This window comes from Sphingomonas sp. P2_B6 (genome assembly GCF_056404755.1).
Map to the genome: position 1 here is coordinate 34,668 of NZ_JBFUDK010000006.1, position 16,219 is coordinate 50,886.

Annotated in this window: 20 protein-coding genes; 13 read left to right on the forward strand and 7 right to left on the reverse strand. The window is 65.5% G+C overall.

Annotated elements, in window-relative coordinates; translation table 11 throughout:
- The first annotated feature begins 4 nt into the window (after positions 1-4).
- From AC1DX5_RS10275 to AC1DX5_RS10285, 3 genes are all read left to right on the forward strand, one after another.
- Positions 5-754 carry a class I SAM-dependent methyltransferase gene (locus tag AC1DX5_RS10275; protein ID WP_478015250.1) on the forward strand — a complete coding sequence of 250 codons (750 nt, stop codon included), beginning with the start codon at positions 5-7 and terminating at the stop codon, positions 752-754.
- Positions 755-1,293: 539 nt separating this feature from the next.
- On the forward strand, positions 1,294-2,520 hold the full coding sequence (locus tag AC1DX5_RS10280) for a phytanoyl-CoA dioxygenase family protein (protein WP_478015251.1): 1,227 nt from the start codon (positions 1,294-1,296) through the stop codon (positions 2,518-2,520).
- Complete coding sequence (locus AC1DX5_RS10285) at positions 2,517-3,194, forward strand: SDR family NAD(P)-dependent oxidoreductase (RefSeq protein ID WP_465171144.1); 678 nt, start codon at positions 2,517-2,519, stop codon at positions 3,192-3,194. Before AC1DX5_RS10280 ends, AC1DX5_RS10285 begins: the two co-directional genes overlap by 4 nt.
- 9 nt (positions 3,195-3,203) lie before the next feature.
- Here AC1DX5_RS10285 and AC1DX5_RS10290 read toward each other — a convergent pair whose 3' ends face one another.
- The 5 genes from AC1DX5_RS10290 to AC1DX5_RS10310 form a co-directional block, all read right to left on the reverse strand.
- On the reverse strand, positions 3,204-3,362 hold the full coding sequence (locus AC1DX5_RS10290; protein WP_478015253.1) for an AAA family ATPase: 159 nt from the start codon (positions 3,360-3,362) through the stop codon (positions 3,204-3,206).
- A 141-nt stretch (positions 3,363-3,503) separates the two neighbouring features.
- Positions 3,504-4,436, reverse strand: coding sequence for an electron transfer flavoprotein subunit alpha/FixB family protein (locus tag AC1DX5_RS10295; protein ID WP_478015255.1), 933 nt, complete (start codon positions 4,434-4,436; stop codon positions 3,504-3,506).
- Positions 4,433-5,179, reverse strand: a complete 747-nt coding sequence (locus AC1DX5_RS10300) for an electron transfer flavoprotein subunit beta/FixA family protein (protein WP_478015257.1) — start codon at positions 5,177-5,179, stop codon at positions 4,433-4,435. The genes AC1DX5_RS10295 and AC1DX5_RS10300 overlap by 4 nt, the downstream gene beginning before the upstream one ends.
- Before the next feature lie 46 nt (positions 5,180-5,225).
- Positions 5,226-6,425, reverse strand: a complete 1,200-nt coding sequence (gene sucC, locus AC1DX5_RS10305; protein WP_465171147.1) for an ADP-forming succinate--CoA ligase subunit beta — start codon at positions 6,423-6,425, stop codon at positions 5,226-5,228.
- A gap of 79 nt (positions 6,426-6,504) precedes the next feature.
- Positions 6,505-6,813, reverse strand: coding sequence for a hypothetical protein (locus AC1DX5_RS10310; protein WP_478015259.1), 309 nt, complete (start codon positions 6,811-6,813; stop codon positions 6,505-6,507).
- A gap of 51 nt (positions 6,814-6,864) precedes the next feature.
- Between AC1DX5_RS10310 and AC1DX5_RS10315 the strand changes: the two genes are divergently transcribed.
- From AC1DX5_RS10315 to AC1DX5_RS10325, 3 genes are read left to right on the forward strand one after another with little or no spacing between them, the layout of a single operon-like run.
- Positions 6,865-7,377: a sterol desaturase family protein gene (locus AC1DX5_RS10315; protein ID WP_478015260.1), complete on the forward strand. Its 513-nt coding sequence runs from the start codon at positions 6,865-6,867 to the stop codon at positions 7,375-7,377.
- Positions 7,378-7,770 (forward strand): hypothetical protein, encoded by a 393-nt coding sequence (locus AC1DX5_RS10320; RefSeq protein WP_478015262.1) that lies wholly within the window; start codon positions 7,378-7,380, stop codon positions 7,768-7,770. It abuts the gene before it with no gap.
- A gap of 42 nt (positions 7,771-7,812) precedes the next feature.
- On the forward strand, positions 7,813-8,520 hold the full coding sequence (locus tag AC1DX5_RS10325) for a sulfite exporter TauE/SafE family protein (protein WP_478015264.1): 708 nt from the start codon (positions 7,813-7,815) through the stop codon (positions 8,518-8,520).
- Positions 8,521-8,842: 322 nt separating this feature from the next.
- On the opposite strand, the gene AC1DX5_RS10330 is transcribed toward AC1DX5_RS10325, so the two are convergent.
- Both AC1DX5_RS10330 and AC1DX5_RS10335 read right to left on the reverse strand, forming a co-directional pair.
- Positions 8,843-9,778 carry a ribose-phosphate pyrophosphokinase gene (locus AC1DX5_RS10330; RefSeq protein WP_465171152.1) on the reverse strand — a complete coding sequence of 312 codons (936 nt, stop codon included), beginning with the start codon at positions 9,776-9,778 and terminating at the stop codon, positions 8,843-8,845.
- 100 nt (positions 9,779-9,878) lie between these two features.
- Positions 9,879-10,280: a DUF1761 domain-containing protein gene (locus tag AC1DX5_RS10335; protein WP_478015265.1), complete on the reverse strand. Its 402-nt coding sequence runs from the start codon at positions 10,278-10,280 to the stop codon at positions 9,879-9,881.
- A 90-nt stretch (positions 10,281-10,370) separates the two neighbouring features.
- On the opposite strand from AC1DX5_RS10335, the gene gltX reads away from it, so the two are divergent.
- The 7 genes from gltX to ribH all read left to right on the forward strand — a co-directional run bounded on the left by gltX (position 10,371) and on the right by ribH (position 16,215).
- Complete coding sequence (gene gltX, locus AC1DX5_RS10340; protein WP_478015267.1) at positions 10,371-11,696, forward strand: glutamate--tRNA ligase; 1,326 nt, start codon at positions 10,371-10,373, stop codon at positions 11,694-11,696.
- Between the two features lie 261 nt (positions 11,697-11,957).
- Positions 11,958-12,617, forward strand: coding sequence for a TonB family protein (locus tag AC1DX5_RS10345; RefSeq protein ID WP_478015269.1), 660 nt, complete (start codon positions 11,958-11,960; stop codon positions 12,615-12,617).
- A 99-nt stretch (positions 12,618-12,716) separates the two neighbouring features.
- Positions 12,717-13,064 (forward strand): hypothetical protein, encoded by a 348-nt coding sequence (locus AC1DX5_RS10350; RefSeq protein WP_478015271.1) that lies wholly within the window; start codon positions 12,717-12,719, stop codon positions 13,062-13,064.
- A 20-nt stretch (positions 13,065-13,084) separates the two neighbouring features.
- A complete protein-coding gene (gene ribD, locus AC1DX5_RS10355; protein WP_465175230.1) occupies positions 13,085-14,041 on the forward strand; it encodes a bifunctional diaminohydroxyphosphoribosylaminopyrimidine deaminase/5-amino-6-(5-phosphoribosylamino)uracil reductase RibD in 957 nt (318 codons plus the stop codon).
- A complete protein-coding gene (locus AC1DX5_RS10360) occupies positions 14,041-14,661 on the forward strand; it encodes a riboflavin synthase (protein WP_478015272.1) in 621 nt (206 codons plus the stop codon). Before ribD ends, AC1DX5_RS10360 begins: the two co-directional genes overlap by 1 nt.
- Positions 14,648-15,796 (forward strand): 3,4-dihydroxy-2-butanone-4-phosphate synthase, encoded by a 1,149-nt coding sequence (ribB, locus tag AC1DX5_RS10365; protein ID WP_465175232.1) that lies wholly within the window; start codon positions 14,648-14,650, stop codon positions 15,794-15,796. Before AC1DX5_RS10360 ends, ribB begins: the two co-directional genes overlap by 14 nt.
- Positions 15,796-16,215 (forward strand): 6,7-dimethyl-8-ribityllumazine synthase, encoded by a 420-nt coding sequence (ribH, locus tag AC1DX5_RS10370; protein ID WP_465171159.1) that lies wholly within the window; start codon positions 15,796-15,798, stop codon positions 16,213-16,215. Before ribB ends, ribH begins: the two co-directional genes overlap by 1 nt.
- Positions 16,216-16,219: the final 4 nt, after the last annotated feature.

Here is a 16,219-nt window from a genome sequence, read left to right on the forward strand (position 1 = left end):
GGGCATGAGGGTAGCATTGACGGGCGCCGCGATCGTGGCGCTGATGGCGACGGCGGCAATCGCGAAGGACCATCCGGCGGCCGAGACCAGAAAGGCCGTCACCGCCGCCCTCGCCGATCCGGCACGGACCGACCAGGCCGTCGACGATGCCCGGCGCAAGGCAGCCGAGACGCTGATCTTCGCCGGCGTCGGGCCGGGCGACACGGTGATCGATTATCTGCCGGGCCGGGGATATTGGACTCGCATCCTGACCGGCGTGGTCGGCCCCAAGGGCCATGTCTATCCGATGTGGCCGGCAGTGTCGGGCGCGCGGGCAACCGCGACGATCGACGCGCTGAAGGCGAAGAACCTGGCGAACGTCACGCCGGTGGTCGGCCCCACCGACATCCCGAGCAGCGACACGCCGGTCGACCTGTTCATGACGGTAGAGAATTATCACGACGTCGCCAATTCGGGTGGCGAGGCCGCGCTCGCGGCAGTGAACAACGGTGTGTTCAGGCTGCTGAAGCCGGGCGGCACCTATCTCGTGATCGACCACGCCAGTGCGGCCGGCGCCGGCCTGACCACCACCAAGACGCTCCATCGCATCGACGCCACTACAGTGAAGCTCCAGGTGATCGCGGCCGGCTTCAAGTTCGTCGGCGAGAGCAAGGTGTTGAACAATCCGGCCGACGACCACAGCCTGCCGGTGTTCGACGAGAAGATCCGCGGCCACACCGACCAGTTCATCTACAAGTTCCGCAAGCCGGGCTGATCCGGCGCGGAGACGGGGGTGCTGGGCGATCGCTCGCCTGTGCCGACGCGATGCGCGACCGCCGCAACCATACGGCGCCGCCAGACCGTCGACGGCGTGCTCACGGCAGGCGCAGGCGGCCGTCGATGATCTCGATTAGGGTTGGATTGCGACACTCGAACCAGCGGAGATCCCGATGACCAACGACACGATGGACCTGCAAGCGTTTCTGCGGAAGAGCCCGGATGCGGACTTTCTGCGCGAGATGACTTCGCCTCCTGGAAGGACCGCAAGGGCCGGGCGACAGCGCTCAAGCAGATTTACGCCAAGCTTGCGGACGTAGAACGATTGATAACTCATATCGCGTCCTTTATCGATATCGGGTCGATCTACAGCAGGCTTTTCCGATCCCTATACCGACGGATTCATCGATTTTCGAAATGTTAGCTGGCGGAGGGCTTGCTGCTTTAGGAGCGCGGATACATGGTAGAAATGGTGTGAAGTTGGGTTTGCTGCGGCGATTGCGTAGCACTGTCCCGTCAAACAAAAAGACACCTCAAATGGAGAATGCCACGATGGGCACGCCTGGAATGTCTGGTCTCGGGATAGGGAACAGGTCGGATCAAGTGCGGGTGTTTGGACTTATAAGGCTGGTGGGCCACGTCTGGGAAGCCAGCTCCGATCCAGTGCGCATCAATGTTTCGGTAGGTGGTTCCGAAGCTTCGTTCGGAGGAGCAGAGTGCGTTGTCTCTTCCTCGCCGAGCGATTTGCGCATCGAAGTCAATCTGATGACGCATCTACTGCCGAACGGCCCTGCGAACGCTATAGTGTCGGTTGATTTCGCGGACGGCAGCAGGGCGGCATTTCCCGCAAAGCCGCTCATTGTGAACAACAATACTCCGCTGGGTGCCCAGGTTGCGGAAGATCTGCGCGCTCACGGCACCGGCGCGATCCAACCGCGCGTGATCGATAGCAAGATCTTCCCTTACGAGAAGGGCAGGGCCAGGGCGTGGTTTGACGAAATTGAGCCTATCGAGGTTCCCTTGAGCTTCGATCCACCCGCCGACATGGAAAGGGCGCACCGCCATTTAGAGAGGTGGGGCTTTTGCATTCTGCCCGAACAGCTGCCACCGGATCTGATCGAGGAGTTCACGATCGAGCTTGACGAAGCAATCGAAAGTGGCCGCCTGCATTACGAGAAAGGGACCAGCCAGCGCATCCACGAAGCACACCGACTTGAAGCTGGCAGAAAGATATGGCTTTATCCGGAAGTTATGGCGTTTCTTAAGTCGCACTTTCGCGACACGCCTAGTGCTTGCCAGACTTTAACCTATGTAAATGGTTCGGAGCAGAACGCTCATCAGGACACGATTCATCTCACGCCCTATCCTGCCGGCTTTATGTGCGGTGTCTGGATCGCGTTGGAAGACGTTCAGCCGGACTCGGGCGAGTTGTTCGTTTATCCTGGTAGCCACAAATCCCAGAGGTTACGGGCCGGCGACCTAGGCTTGGAGAAGGTGGATCAAGATTACTCCTCTTATGTAATCTTTGACGCGGAGGTACGCCGACTGTTGGAGGAAGGCGGCTACGAACGTGCGGCCTATCGACCCAAAGCTGGACAGATACTTGTCTGGCATGAGAATCTTGTACACGGTGGCAGTCCGCGCATCGACCGGGAGAAAACACGCCTCTCGATCGTGAGTCATTATTTCGCGAAAGGCGCTGTCGCTTATTACGACAGCCGCGGTGAGGCGGGAGCCCTTGAGCTGTTGCCTGAAAACGCATGAAAACGGTTGTTCTGTCCGGAGTAAATCGAGGCATTGGGGAGGCTGTCGCACGCGCTTTTCTGCGCGCTGGATGGTTTGTGGTGGGCATTGGGCGTTCCCCCCCACCATGGGCAACGGAGGAACATGAGCGCCTATCCTTCCATCATTGCGACATGGCCGATCACAAAGCTGTGGAGACGGCCTGCGCCAGCATCCAACGGCCTGTTGACGTCCTCATCTGCAACGCGGCGAGTTTCGGACCACGCGCCTTCCACACACGTGAGTTCGATCCCGACGATTTTGTAGCGACTTTGTCTGTCAACGTCGTAGCGCCGATGGTCTTGGCGAAATCCTTGCGGCATCAGTTGCTAGCTGCCGAGGGGAAGCTGATAGTCATGATGAGCACCGGCAACGCCTCCCTGTCTGGAAACACCGACGGATCAATGCTGGCGTATCGGGCAAGCAAAAGCGCGCTCAACCAGATTGTCCGCAACCTCGCGGCCGAGTGGGGTCCAGAGGGTTTCGTGGCGACAGCTCTAAATCCCGGCTGGGTCAGGACCGATATGGGAGGCGAGCAGGCGCCTCTGAGCCCCGATGAAGCGGCGGTGGAGATTGTGAACTTCGTGGAAGAGGTGGCGACGCCCGCGCTCAATGGCTGCTTCGTCAATACAGACGGTTCCCCGCTGCCCTGGTAGATTGGACTGTCAGGATTTCGGTGCGCGCGCGAGCATAATGAAAAACGGGGCCAGTACGGCCCGACGCGCGGCGGACTTCGGGGCTGGTCGCGACGCGAGCGCCTCGATCAGCGTCGTCTTGCCCGAACCCGGACCGCCTGTGAGAACATGGAGGCGATCGCTATCCATGACCGAGTCTTATCGGGCCAGCGACGCGGGAGTAAATCCCGCGTCTCGTCGGTCGCGGCCACAGCCGCGCCGGCCGGCCTTCAGCGTGCGAGCCGGCTTCGCGACTCGCACCGGCACGCAGCTTGCGCTGCGTGCCTCGCTTCAGGCGAGCTTCTCCGTCAGCTCCGGCACGATCTTGAACAGATCGCCGACCAGGCCGATGTCGGCCACCTGGAAGATCGGGGCGTCCTCGTCCTTGTTGATCGCGATGATCGTCTTGGAGTCCTTCATGCCCGCCAGATGCTGGATCGCGCCGGAGATCCCGATCGCGATATAGACTTCGGGCGCGACGATCTTGCCGGTCTGGCCGACCTGATAGTCGTTGGGCACGTAACCCGCGTCCACCGCGGCGCGCGAGGCGCCGACGCCGGCACCGAGCTTGTCGGCGAGCGGCTCGATGATCGAGTGGAAATTCTCCGAGTTCTGCAGCGCGCGGCCGCCCGACACGATGATCTTCGCGCTGGTCAGTTCGGGACGCTCGGACTTGGCGATCTCGGCGCCGGCAAAGGTCGACAGACCCTTATCGCCCGTCGAAGCGACGGCCTCGATCGTGCCCGAACCGCCCTCGGTCGCTGCCTTTTCGAACGCCGTGCCGCGCACGGTGATGACCAGCTTGGCGTCCTTCGTCTGCACCGTGGCGATGGCGTTGCCGGCGTAGATCGGACGCGTGAACGTGTCTGGCCCCTCGACCGACAGGATGTCGCTGATCTGCATCACGTCGAGCAGCGCAGCGACGCGCGGGGCGATGTTCTTGCCGTTCGAGGTGGCCGGGAACAGCACGGCATCGTGATCGCCCATCAGTGCGACGACGAGCGGCGCGACATTCTCGGCGAGCGCATGCGCATAGGCGGCGTCATCGGCGACATGGACCTTGCCGACGCCGGCGATCTTCGCGGCTTCGGCGGCGACGCTATCGACGCCCTGGCCCGCGACGAGCAGATGGACCTCGCCGAGCTTCGACGCGGCGGTGACCACGGCGAGCGTGGCGTCCTTGACGGCCTTGCCGTCATGTTCGACCCAGACGAGCGTCTTCATTTCGCGACTCCCATCGCCTTCAATTTGGCCACCAGTTCATCGACATCGGCGACCTTGACGCCGGCCGAGCGCTTGGCGGGCTCGACCACCTTGAGCGTGGTCAGGCGCGGCGCGACGTCGACGCCGTAATCGGCGGGCGTCTTCTGCGCGAGCGGCTTGGACTTGGCCTTCATGATGTTGGGCAGCGAGGCATAACGCGGCTCGTTGAGGCGAAGATCGGTAGTGATGATCGCGGGAAGCTTCAGCGTCTCGGTCTCCGAGCCGCCATCGACTTCGCGCGTCACCGTGACCGAGTCGCTGGTCAGCTCGACCTTCGAGGCGAAGGTCGCCTGGCCGACGCCGAGCAGGCCGGCGAGCATCTGGCCGGTCTGGTTGTTGTCGTCGTCGATCGCCTGCTTGCCGAGGATGACCAGATCGGGCTTTTCCTCCTCGACGATCTTCGCGAGCAGCTTGGCCACGCCGAGCGGCTCGACCTTCTCTTCCGAGACGACCAGGATCGCGCGGTCAGCGCCCATGGCGAGCGCGGTGCGCAGCGTTTCCTGCGCCTTCTGCTCGCCGATCGAGACGACCACGATCTCCGTGACACCCTTGTCCTTGAGGCGGATCGCCTCTTCTACCGCGATCTCGTCGAACGGGTTCATGCTCATCTTGACGTTGGCGAGGTCGACCCCCGTCCCGTCGGCCTTCACCCGGGGCTTTACGTTATAGTCAAGCACGCGCTTGACCGGGACCAGCACCTTCATTGCAATCCACTCCTGTGACCGAACGCTTCCCGGGGAGGGAAAAGGTTCAGGCGGCCGCTTTCACCTCGGCGACGATCTTGCGGGCGGCATCGCCCAGATCATTGGCGGGGACGATCGCGAGACCGGACGTCGAAAGGATCTTCTTGCCCTCCTCGACATTGGTGCCTTCGAGCCGAACGACCAGTGGCACCGAGAGGTTCACTTCCTTCGCCGCGGCGACGATGCCCTCGGCGATGATGTCGCACTTCATGATGCCGCCGAAGATGTTGACCAGGATGCCCTTCACCGCCGGATCGGCGAGGATGATCTTGAACGCCGCCGTCACCTTCTCCTTGTTGGCGCCGCCGCCGACATCGAGGAAGTTGGCCGGGAACATGCCGTTCAATTTGATGATGTCCATCGTCGCCATGGCGAGGCCGGCACCGTTGACCATGCAGCCGATATCGCCGTCGAGCTTGATATAGGCGAGGTCGTACTTGGACGCTTCGAGCTCCGAAGGATCCTCCTCGGTCTCGTCGCGCAGCTCCATCAGGTCCTTGTGGCGGAACAGCGCATTGGTGTCGAAACCGACCTTGGCGTCGAGCACCAGCAGCTTGTTGTCGTCGGTGACGGCAAGCGGGTTGATCTCGATCTGCGAGGCATCGGTGCCGATAAAGGCGTCGTACAGCTTCGACGCGACATTAGCGGCTTGCTTGGCGAGATCGCCCTTGAGCCCGAGCGCATTCGCCACGGCGCGGCCGTGATGCGGCATGAAGCCGGTCGCGGGATCGACGTCGAAGGTCTGGATCTTTTCCGGCGTGTCATGCGCGACGGTCTCGATGTCCATGCCGCCCTCGGTCGACACCACGAAAGCGACTCGGCCGGTGGCGCGATCGACGAGGAGCGCGAGGTAGAATTCCTTGGCGATGTCGACGCCGTCGGTGACGTAGAGGCGGTTGACCTGCTTGCCGTGCTCGCCGGTCTGGATCGTCACCAGCGTGTTGCCGAGCATGTCGGTCGCCGCCGCGCGGACTTCGTCGGCAGTGCGGGCGAGCCGGACGCCGCCCTTGGCGTCGGGGCCGAGTTCCTTGAACTTGCCCTTGCCGCGGCCGCCGGCGTGAATCTGCGCCTTCACCACATAGAGCGGCCCGGGCAGCTTGCCCGCCGCGGCCACTGCTTCATCCACGCTGAGCGCCGCAAAGCCTGCCGGGACGGGCACGCCGAATTTCGCGAGAAGCTCTTTGGCCTGGTATTCGTGGATGTTCATGGGGCTCACATGCCTTTCGAAGATCGGGGATGCTGGAGCCTTAAGCACAGGGTGGACGGCGAATCCACCCCCGCAAGCATCAGCGGGCCAGACCAGTGACGCAAAGCGCGGCCGAGCTGGCCGACACGCCCACGATCTCCGGGTCCCGGAGCGAGCGCACCCGGTAGAGAAACTGGTCGAGATCGCGTGCGCGCTCCGCCTTGCCCAGCCCGGCGAGGCGGCGAAGCTGCAGCAGCGACAGGCGGTCGACCATGCGCGCGGCCATGCAGGCGGCGACCGGCTTCGAGATGCCGGCACTGACGAGGCCCTCGCGCGTCATCGCCTCGGGCGTCGAGCAGCCCGACATCAGCAGCGGCAGCATCAAGACGCTGATCGGCAAGAAGCGCATTTCATCCATCCTGTCGTGCAACTCGGGCCAGGCACGGCTATATCGTACCGGATGCATTGGACAATCGGCCTGATCCTGTTCCTCGCCACCGTTCTTGGGATGGAGGGCTTCGCTTATGTCGCGCACCGCTGGATCATGCACGGACCGGGCTGGTTCCTGCACAGGAGCCATCATCGCCCGCGCACCGGCGCCTGGGAGCTGAACGATCTCTACGCGGCGATCTTCGCCGTGCCCTCCTTCGTGCTGCTGCTCGGCGGTGTGCGGCTCGGCTGGTGGCCGGGCTTCACCTGGATCGGCGCGGGGATCGCGGCCTATGGCGCGATCTATTTCGGCTTTCACGACGTCATCGTCCACAAGAGGCTGAACCACCGCTATCTGCCGAAATCGACCTATATGAAGCGGATCATCCAGGCGCACCGGCTGCACCATGTGGTGGAGACCAAGGCCGGCACGGTCAGCTTCGGCTTCCTCTGGGCGCCGAAGCCCGAAGCGCTCAAGGCGGAGCTGAAGCGCCGCGGCCATGCTGGAATGCGCGCGCCGGCGGGTGAGGGAGCAGAGCGCTAGATGTTCGACTGGATCGGCCGCACCCTGTTGCTGGTCCTGAGCGGGCTTGCCACCTTCGCGATCCTGGCCTCGCTCGAATCCGCCTCGCGCGGCAACGGCACCCTGCGCAGCGGCATGCCGCCGGCCGAAAGCACGCCCGACCCCCGCACGCCACCGCCCGAAGCCGTGCGGGAAGCGCCGGCGCCGGGCGGTGCGGAGCCCGGAACGCCGGTCCCCGCCGGCCAGCCGCTCCAGCGCGTCGCGGTACCGGGCGCCGCGGCGCAGGATGCCGGCGCGCAGTTGCTCGAGGCGCTGACCTATGCCGTGCTGGCGCTCGCCGGCTTCGCCGCGGCGATCCTGATCGTGCTGCTGCGCATCACCGCACATCTCGCCCGCATCGCCGAGCGGAGCTGAACCATTCCCGACTGGTATTTCTACGCGCTCGCGGTGCCGGCGGTGACGCTGATCGGTCTGTCCAAGGGCGGGTTCGTCGGCATGGGCGCCTTGTCGCTGCCGATCCTGGCGCTGGCGATCTCCCCGGTCAGGGCGGCGGCGATCCTGTTGCCGATCCTGATCGTGCAGGACGTGGTCGGCGTGTGGGCGTTCCGCAAGCAATGGGACGGGCATGTGCTGGGCTGGATGCTGCCGGGATCGCTGATCGGCATTGCGCTCGGCTGGTTCTTCGCGGCACGGGTGTCGGAAAGCGCGGTGCTGGGCGTGGTCGGCGCGATCTCGATCCTGTTCGGGACCTATCGGCTATGGGTCGACCGGCGCGGGGCGATCGCGGCACCGGCACGATCGCCCGGCTGGGTCGGCACCCTGTTCGGCATTGCCTCGGGCTTCACCAGCCAGATCGCCCATGCCGGACAGCCGCCCTTCCAGATCTGGGTGATGCCGAAACGGCTCGAGCGCGACGTGCTGGTCGGCACCACCGCGATCTTCTTCGCGGTCACCAACTGGCTGAAGGTGCCGGCCTATTGGGCGCTCGGCCAGTTCAGCCGCGAGAATCTGCTGGCGGCGGCGACCTTGCTGCCGGTGGCGATCGCCTCGACCCTGGCGGGCGTGTGGCTGGTGCGACGCGTGTCCCCGACGCGCTTCTACACCGCGATCTATCTGCTGATGGTGCTGGTCGGCGTAAAACTCGTCTGGGACGGCCTCGCCTGAAGCAACGGCGCCTCTATCCGACAGTCACACGAGCCTCTTCCGCGCCTCGTTATTGGGAGACCGCCCAATATCCGTCGAATTTCGCGACCCACTTGCGCGGGGGCTGAATCGGGGCTGATCTTGCGTGCTGTCGACCGGTCCAACAGCGTTACAGTGCGACGTCATGGCGGGCGGCGGCCGAGTTCCCGGGCGTCGAATCGCACCCACTTGCAGTCGATCCGCGAATAGTCGCGGAATTACGCGACCCCTATCGGCATTACTGTGCGCTTTATTTGACGCGGATTCCGCCCGTCATCGCCCGACCGGGCGTCGCTTTCTTCACCTAGTCAAAGAGCGACGAGACCGAGGTCTCGTCCGCGATCCGCTTGATCGCCTCGGCCAGCAGCGGCGCGATGGTCAAGTGGCGGATGCGCTTCGCGTTCATCACCACATCATGGCCGCCGATTGAATCAGTGATGACCAGTTCCTCGAGGGACGACCCTTCGACCCGCGCCACCGCGCCGCCCGACAGGACCCCGTGCGTGACATAGGCGACCACGCCCTCGGCACCCGCTTCCTTCAGCGCGGCGGCGGCGTTGCACAAGGTGCCGGCCGAATCGACGATGTCGTCGATCAGGATGCAGAAACGCCCCTCCACTTCGCCGATGATGTTCATCACCTCGGATTCGCCGGCGCGTTCGCGGCGCTTGTCGACGATCGCGAGCGGGGCGTTGTCGAGCCGCTTGGCCAGCGCGCGGGCGCGGACCACGCCGCCCACGTCAGGCGACACGACCATCAGGTTGCGGTCGCCGAAACGCGTCAGGATGTCGGCCGACATGACCGGTGCGCCGTAGAGATTGTCGGTCGGGATATCGAAGAAACCCTGGATCTGTCCGGCATGGAGATCGACCGAGAGCACGCGGTCGGCCCCCGCGACGGTGATCAGATTGGCGACCAGCTTGGCCGAGATCGGGGTGCGCGGCCCGGGTTTGCGGTCCTGCCGGGCATAGCCGAAATAGGGGATCACGGCAGTGATGCGCTTGGCCGAGGCGCGGCGGAGCGCGTCGATGCAGATCAGCAGCTCCATGAGATTGTCGTTGGCCGGATAGCCGGTCGACTGGAGCACGAACACGTCCTCGCCGCGGACATTCTCCTGGATCTCGACGAACACTTCCTCATCGGCGAAGCGGCGGACGCTCGCATTGGTGAGGGGAATTTCGAGATAGTCCGAGATCGCCCGCGCCAGCGGCAGGTTCGAATTGCCCGTCATCAGTTTCATACGCATATCCTCACCGGCGGACCTGGCCGTTGCCGGGCGCTCTTAGCCAGCACTTCGCCGAGGGGAAAGGCCCGTTGCGCGCCGAGTCGCGCCCGGACGCTCATGGCCATAGCCCGATGACCAGCCCGAACAGCGCGAATTGCACGGCATGATAGCCGGCATTGATCGCCCAAAAGGCCAGGCTGCGGCCCTCGAAGACATATTGAATCGCGAAAGCGGCGCCGATCAGGCCGCCACAGGCCAGGCCGAGCGGCAGCGCGTGGCAGAGGCCGGGCGCGGGTCCGGCGATCAGCGCGAAGACGATCGCGGCGACGATCGAGGTCGCGACCCCGATCGCGATCTTCAGGCCATGGTTCCCCTTGCCGGCGGGAGGGTTGTCGATGTCGATGCCCATCTCGCGCGCCCAGCGGCGCAGGAACAGGACCTTCGAATACCAGAGCGCGCCGGGGAAATAGCCGACGATGCCGGCGGCGACCGCGGCGGCGATGTTGATCTGGTGCACCGCGTCCTCCCCCTTTGCGCCTTTAATATCACGATCGACGCCGGGCGTCGCCGGTTGTTGCCGCCCGGCGGGGCGTCTACAGCCGCACCCATGACCGTTCTCACCCGTTTCGCGCCGAGCCCGACCGGCCGGCTGCATGTCGGCAATATCCGCACCGCGCTCCACAACTGGCTATGGGCGCAAAAGCAGGGCGGGCGCTTCATGCTGCGCATCGACGATACCGATGCCGAGCGCAGCCAGGAGCATTTTGTCGACTCGATCCGTGCCGATCTTGCCTGGCTCGGGCTGGATCCGGTCGGGGAGGAGCGGCAGTCGGCGCGCTTTTCGCTGTACGAGGCGCGGTTCGCGGCGCTGCGCGAGGCCGGCCATGTCTATCCCGCCTATGAAACGGCGCAGGAGCTGGACCTGAAGCGCAAGATCGCGGCGGGACGCGGTCTGCCGCCGGTCTATGACCGCGCCGCGCTGGCGCTGAGCGACGCCCAGCACGCGGCGTTCGAGGCCGAGGGAATCGCGCCGCACTGGCGCTTCAAGCTCGACCATGGCGCCGCGATCGAATGGGACGACCTGATCCGCGGGCACCAGCGGTTCGATCCGGCGACGATGAGCGACCCGGTGATCCGCCGCGCCGATGGGTCCTGGCTCTATATGCTGCCCTCGGCGATCGACGATGCCGAGATGGGCGTGACTCATGTCGTGCGCGGCGAGGATCATGTCTCCAATACCGCGTTGCAGCTGCAGATGTTCGCCGCGATGGGCAGCGCGCCGCCTGCCTTTGCGCATGAGGCATTGCTGGTCGGGAGCGAGGGCAAATTGTCCAAGCGACTCGGATCGGTCGGGGTCGACCAGTTCCGCGACGCCGGGATCGAGCCCGAAGCGGTGCGCGCGCTGCTCGCGCGGATCGGCACGAGCGATCCGGTCGAGCCGCTGGTCGAGACGGCCAGGCTGATCGAGACGTTCGATTTCGGGCGCTTCGGGCGCGCGCCGGCGCGGTTCGACGAAGCGGAGTTGAGCGCGGTCAATACGCGGATCGTGCATCAGCTCGATTTCGACTCGGTCGTCGGGCGGCTGCCCGCCGGCATGGGGCGGATCGAGTGGGAAGCAGTGCGGCCCAATCTGACCGTGATTGCCGAGGCAGCGGGCTGGTGGTGCGTGATCGAGGGGCCGGTCGAGTCAGTGGCCGACCCGGCGGACGCGGATTTCCTGGCCGAGGCGGCGCGGGTGGCGGGCTCGATCGACTGGGCCGCCGACCCCTGGCATGCGCTGACCGGGGCGCTGAAACAGTCGAGCGGTCGGAGCGGCAAGGCGCTGTTCCTGCCGTTGCGGCGCGCGCTGACCGGGCTCGATCATGGGCCGGACATGAAGGCGTTGCTGCCGCTGATCGGGCGCGAGCGGGCGGTCGAGCGGCTGACGGGCTGAGTTCGCCGCGACGCTTTGGCAGGTCCCTTCCTGCTTCCCCTTGCGAAGACCGGGGTCCAGTCGGACAGGTTGTTGTAACGGCGCGCAGCGCCTCGCCATGATCGTCCCCCGACTGGGCCCCGGCCTTCGCCGGGGAAGGCGACATGGTGTTGGCCACCGGCGTGAAATGATATCTTGTATCTAGATAGTAATGTTGTATCATCGCCGTCGAGATCGAGCGACAGACTCGACCGCCCACCAAGGAGACGATGGAGGCAGGCGATGTACGCAGACCGTTATACCAAACAGAAGAAACTGGACCCGGCCAGCCTTGGCCTCTCGGCGCTGCTGGTCGGCGGGATCATGACCGGGATGATCTTTTCGGCGCCGGATTTCGTGAAGAAAATCCAGGACGGAGGCATCGACGTGGTGAATATCGCTTTGCCGCCGGAGCCGCCGCTCAACCCGCCGCCGCCGAAAACGCCCGAGGTGGTGAAGGCCGATCCACTTACGCGGATCACCCCGACGGATACCATCGTGAAAATAGACGCTCCGCCGGTGTTCACTGTCGACTCATCCCCGCTGAGATCCGACCTTACCGAAGGCACGACCAGCGGCACCGCCGGCGAGATACTCACTGTCCCGCCCAAGCCGCCGGTGGTCGTCGGGCCCGGGATCAACCCGCGCTTCAACTATCAGCCCGACTATCCCAGCGACGAGCGACGCCTCGGCCGCGAGGGCCGGGTGGTGGTCCGCGTGCTGGTCGGCACCGACGGCCGGGTGAAGCAGGTCGAGAAGGTCAGCGCCGCGAGCGACTCCTTCTTCGAGGCGACGCGGCGTCGCGCGCTCGAGAAATGGCGCCTGACCCCGGGCACGCGCGACGGCGTCGCGGTCGAGGCCTGGCGTACCATGGCCGTCAGCTTCGTCATGAACGACGAATGACCCCCTTCCGATCGCGTCGGGCATAACCTTGGACGTCCGGCACGATCGGGAGACCTTGCAGGGCTGGCATCCCGCCGGCCCTGCGCCTATCTTGTCGCGATGAGTTTCCTGCGCACCATCTCGCCCCTGCGCGCCTATCGCGACCTTCGCCAGTATCTGGCGTCACGCAAGACCTATGAGCTGGTCTTCCTGGTCCTGGCCATCATCGTGACCTGGACCATCATGTTCGCCATCGCGAACAATTCCGAGGTCCAGAAGGAATATCGCCCGAACATCGTCTATGCGGAGCAATGGCCCGCCAACCGCAGCGACGAGCAGATCATCGCGCAGCAGAAGATCGACGGCCCGAAGGAAAAGGCCGAAGCCGACGAGATGAAGAAGCAGCAGGCCGAGACCCAGGCTGCCTATAAGCGCCTCGACGACAAGCTGAAGAAGTACGGATTCTGACGATTGCCGACGCGCGCTGGATGGGGGCGGCGCTCGCGCTGAGCGAGCGCGGCAAGGGGCTGACCGCGCCCAACCCCAATGTCGGCTGTCTGATCGTGCGGGACGGGCGCGTCGTCGGGCGCGGCTGGACTCAGCCGGGGGGGCGTCCGCATGCCGAGGCGATGGCGCTGGCCGAAGCCGGCGACAGAGCGCGCGGCGCGACCTGCTACGTCACGCTGGAACCCTGCGCGCATCAATCGCCGCGCGGCCCGGCCTGTTCGGACCTGCTGATCGCGGCCGGGGTGGCGCGTGTGATCATCGCGCTCGGCGATCCCGACCCCCGCACCGACGGCGACGGCATCGAGCGGCTGCGCGGCGCGGGGATCGAGGTCACGACCGATCTTCGCGACGGCGATGCGCGCCGCGCGATGGCCGGATTCCTCATCCGCCAGGCGCTGGGCCGGCCGCAGGTGACGCTGAAGCTCGCTTTGTCGCTCGACGGCGCGGTGGCGATGGGCGACGGCACCAGCAAATGGATCACCGGCGCGGAGGCGCGAGCGCATGCCCATGTCGAGCGGGCCCGGCACGAAGCGATCCTGGTCGGGCACGCGACCCTGACGGCGGATGCGCCGACGCTCGATGTCCGCCTGGCGGGGCTGGAGGGGCGGAGCCCGCGGCGGCTGCTGCTGCTGTCGCATGGCAATGCGCCCGACGGCTGGGAAGTGCTGCACGATCCCGCCGATATTCACCAGTTGAAGGGCATCGACCATCTGCTGGTCGAGGGCGGCGTGGCGACGGCGGCGGCGTTCCTTTCCGCCGACCTGGTCGACCGGCTGTTATTGTACCGCGCGCCGATCCTGATCGGGGCGGGCCGCACCTTGCCCGATATCGGCCTGGCCGATCTCGCCGCGGCGCATGGCCGCTGGACGCTGCACGACGCGCGGCGGCTTGGCAGCGACCGAGTCGAGGTCTACGAGCGCGCCAAAGGACAGGTTTGATGTTCACTGGAATCGTCACCGATATCGGCACCGTGGAGCGCGTCGAGGCGCTGGCCGACACGCGCGTCGTGATCGGCACCAGCTATGACACCGCGACGATCGATCTCGGTGCCTCGATCTCCTGCTCGGGCGTGTGCCTGACGGTGATCGACAAATCCGCGGGTGGCGGCCCGAACTGGTTCGCGGTGGACGTGTCGGGCGAAACCATCAGCCGCACGGCGCAGGGGCAATGGACCGAGGGGCGCAAGCTCAACCTGGAGCGCGCGCTGAAGCTGGGCGAGGAACTGGGCGGCCATATCGTCACCGGCCATGTCGACGGCATCGGCGAAGTCGCCTCCATCGTCGAGGAAGGCGGATCGCACCGCGTGCGGATCACGGCCGGCGCCGAGATCGCCCCGTTCATTGCGCCCAAGGGATCGGTCACGCTCGACGGCGTCTCGCTGACCGTCAACGACGTGGAGGATTCGCCCGCCGGCGTGACCTTCGGCGTCAACATCATCCCGCATACCGCGGCCGTCACCACTTTCGGCAGCCTCGCGGCCGGCGATCCGATCAATATCGAGATCGACGTGCTCGCCCGCTACCTGCAACGCATGGAGCATTATCGTGCAAAAGCCTGAGCTGGCCCGCCTGCGCCACGGCTTCCTCTCCAGCCCTGAGGAAATCATCGACGAAGCGCGCAACGGCCGGATGTTCATCCTGGTCGATGACGAGGATCGCGAGAATGAGGGCGACCTGGTCATCCCCGCCCAGATGGCGACGCCGGAGAAGATCAACTTCATGGCGCGGCATGGCCGCGGCCTGATCTGCCTGGCCTTGTCCAAGAAGCGCGTCGACGAGCTCGGGCTCGACCTGATGAGCCGCCACAACGGCACGCGCCACGAGACCGCCTTCACCGTCTCGATCGAGGCACGCGACGGCGTGACCACCGGCATTTCCGCCGCCGACCGCGCCCGCACCGTCGCGGTGGCGATCGATTCGTCGAAGAGCCGCGAGGAGATCGTGACGCCCGGCCATGTCTTCCCGCTGGTCGCGCGCGAGGGCGGCGTGCTGGTCCGCGCCGGCCATACCGAGGCCGCGGTCGACGTGTCGCGGCTGGCCGGCCTCAACCCCTCGGGCGTGATCTGCGAGATCATGAACGAGGACGGGACGATGTCGCGCCTCGACGATCTCGTTTCCTTCGCGCAGCTCCACAATCTCAAGATCGGCACGATCCGCGACCTGATCGCCTATCGCCGCCGCCACGACCATCTCGTCGAGAAGCGCGCCGAGATGGTGTTCCACAGCAAATGGGGCGGCGACTGGAAGGCGATGACCTTCTTCAACAAGGCGACCGGCGACGAGCAGATCGCGCTGGTCAAGGGCAAGATCGACCCGGACAAGCCGACCCTGGTGCGCATGCACAGCCTGTCGATGTTCGCCGATGCGTTCGGCGAGGAATCCGAGCGCTCCGGCCTGCTCGCGCAGTCGATGGAGACCATCGCCGAGGAAGGTGCCGGCGTCATCGTCGTGATCAACCGGCCGATGAAGGATTCGCTCACCCGCGTGATCAGGCTGCGCGCCGAGGGCAAGACGATCGGCACGCCGGAGGCCGCCGAGCTGCGCGATTACGGCGTCGGCGCGCAGATCCTCGCCGAACTGGGCGTGCAGGACATGGTGCTGCTGACCAATACCCACCACACCCTGGTCGGGCTTGACGGGTACGGCCTGTCGATCGTCGGCGAACGGGCAATCCCCGGCACCGGAGGCGAATGATGGCGAAAATCCTGATCGTGGAAGCACGCTTCTACGACCATCTCAACGACCTGCTGCTCGAGGGCGCGCGTGCCGCGATCGAGGAAGCCGGGCATCGCCACGAGACGATCACCGTCCCGGGCGCGCTGGAGATTCCGGGTGCGATCGCACTCGCGTCCGAGACCGACGATTATGACGCGTTCGTCGCGCTGGGCGTGGTGATCCGCGGCGAGACCTATCATTTCGAGATCGTCGCCGGCGAAAGCGCGCGCGGCCTGATGGCGCTGTCGATGGACGGCGTGGCGATCGGCAACGGCATCTTGACCGTCGAGAACGAAGCCCAGGCGCTGGCCCGGGCGCGGCGCACCGAGAAGGACAAGGGCGGCGAAGCGGCCAAGGCGGCGCTGGCGATGCTGGCGCTGAAGGACCGGTTCGGCTGATCCG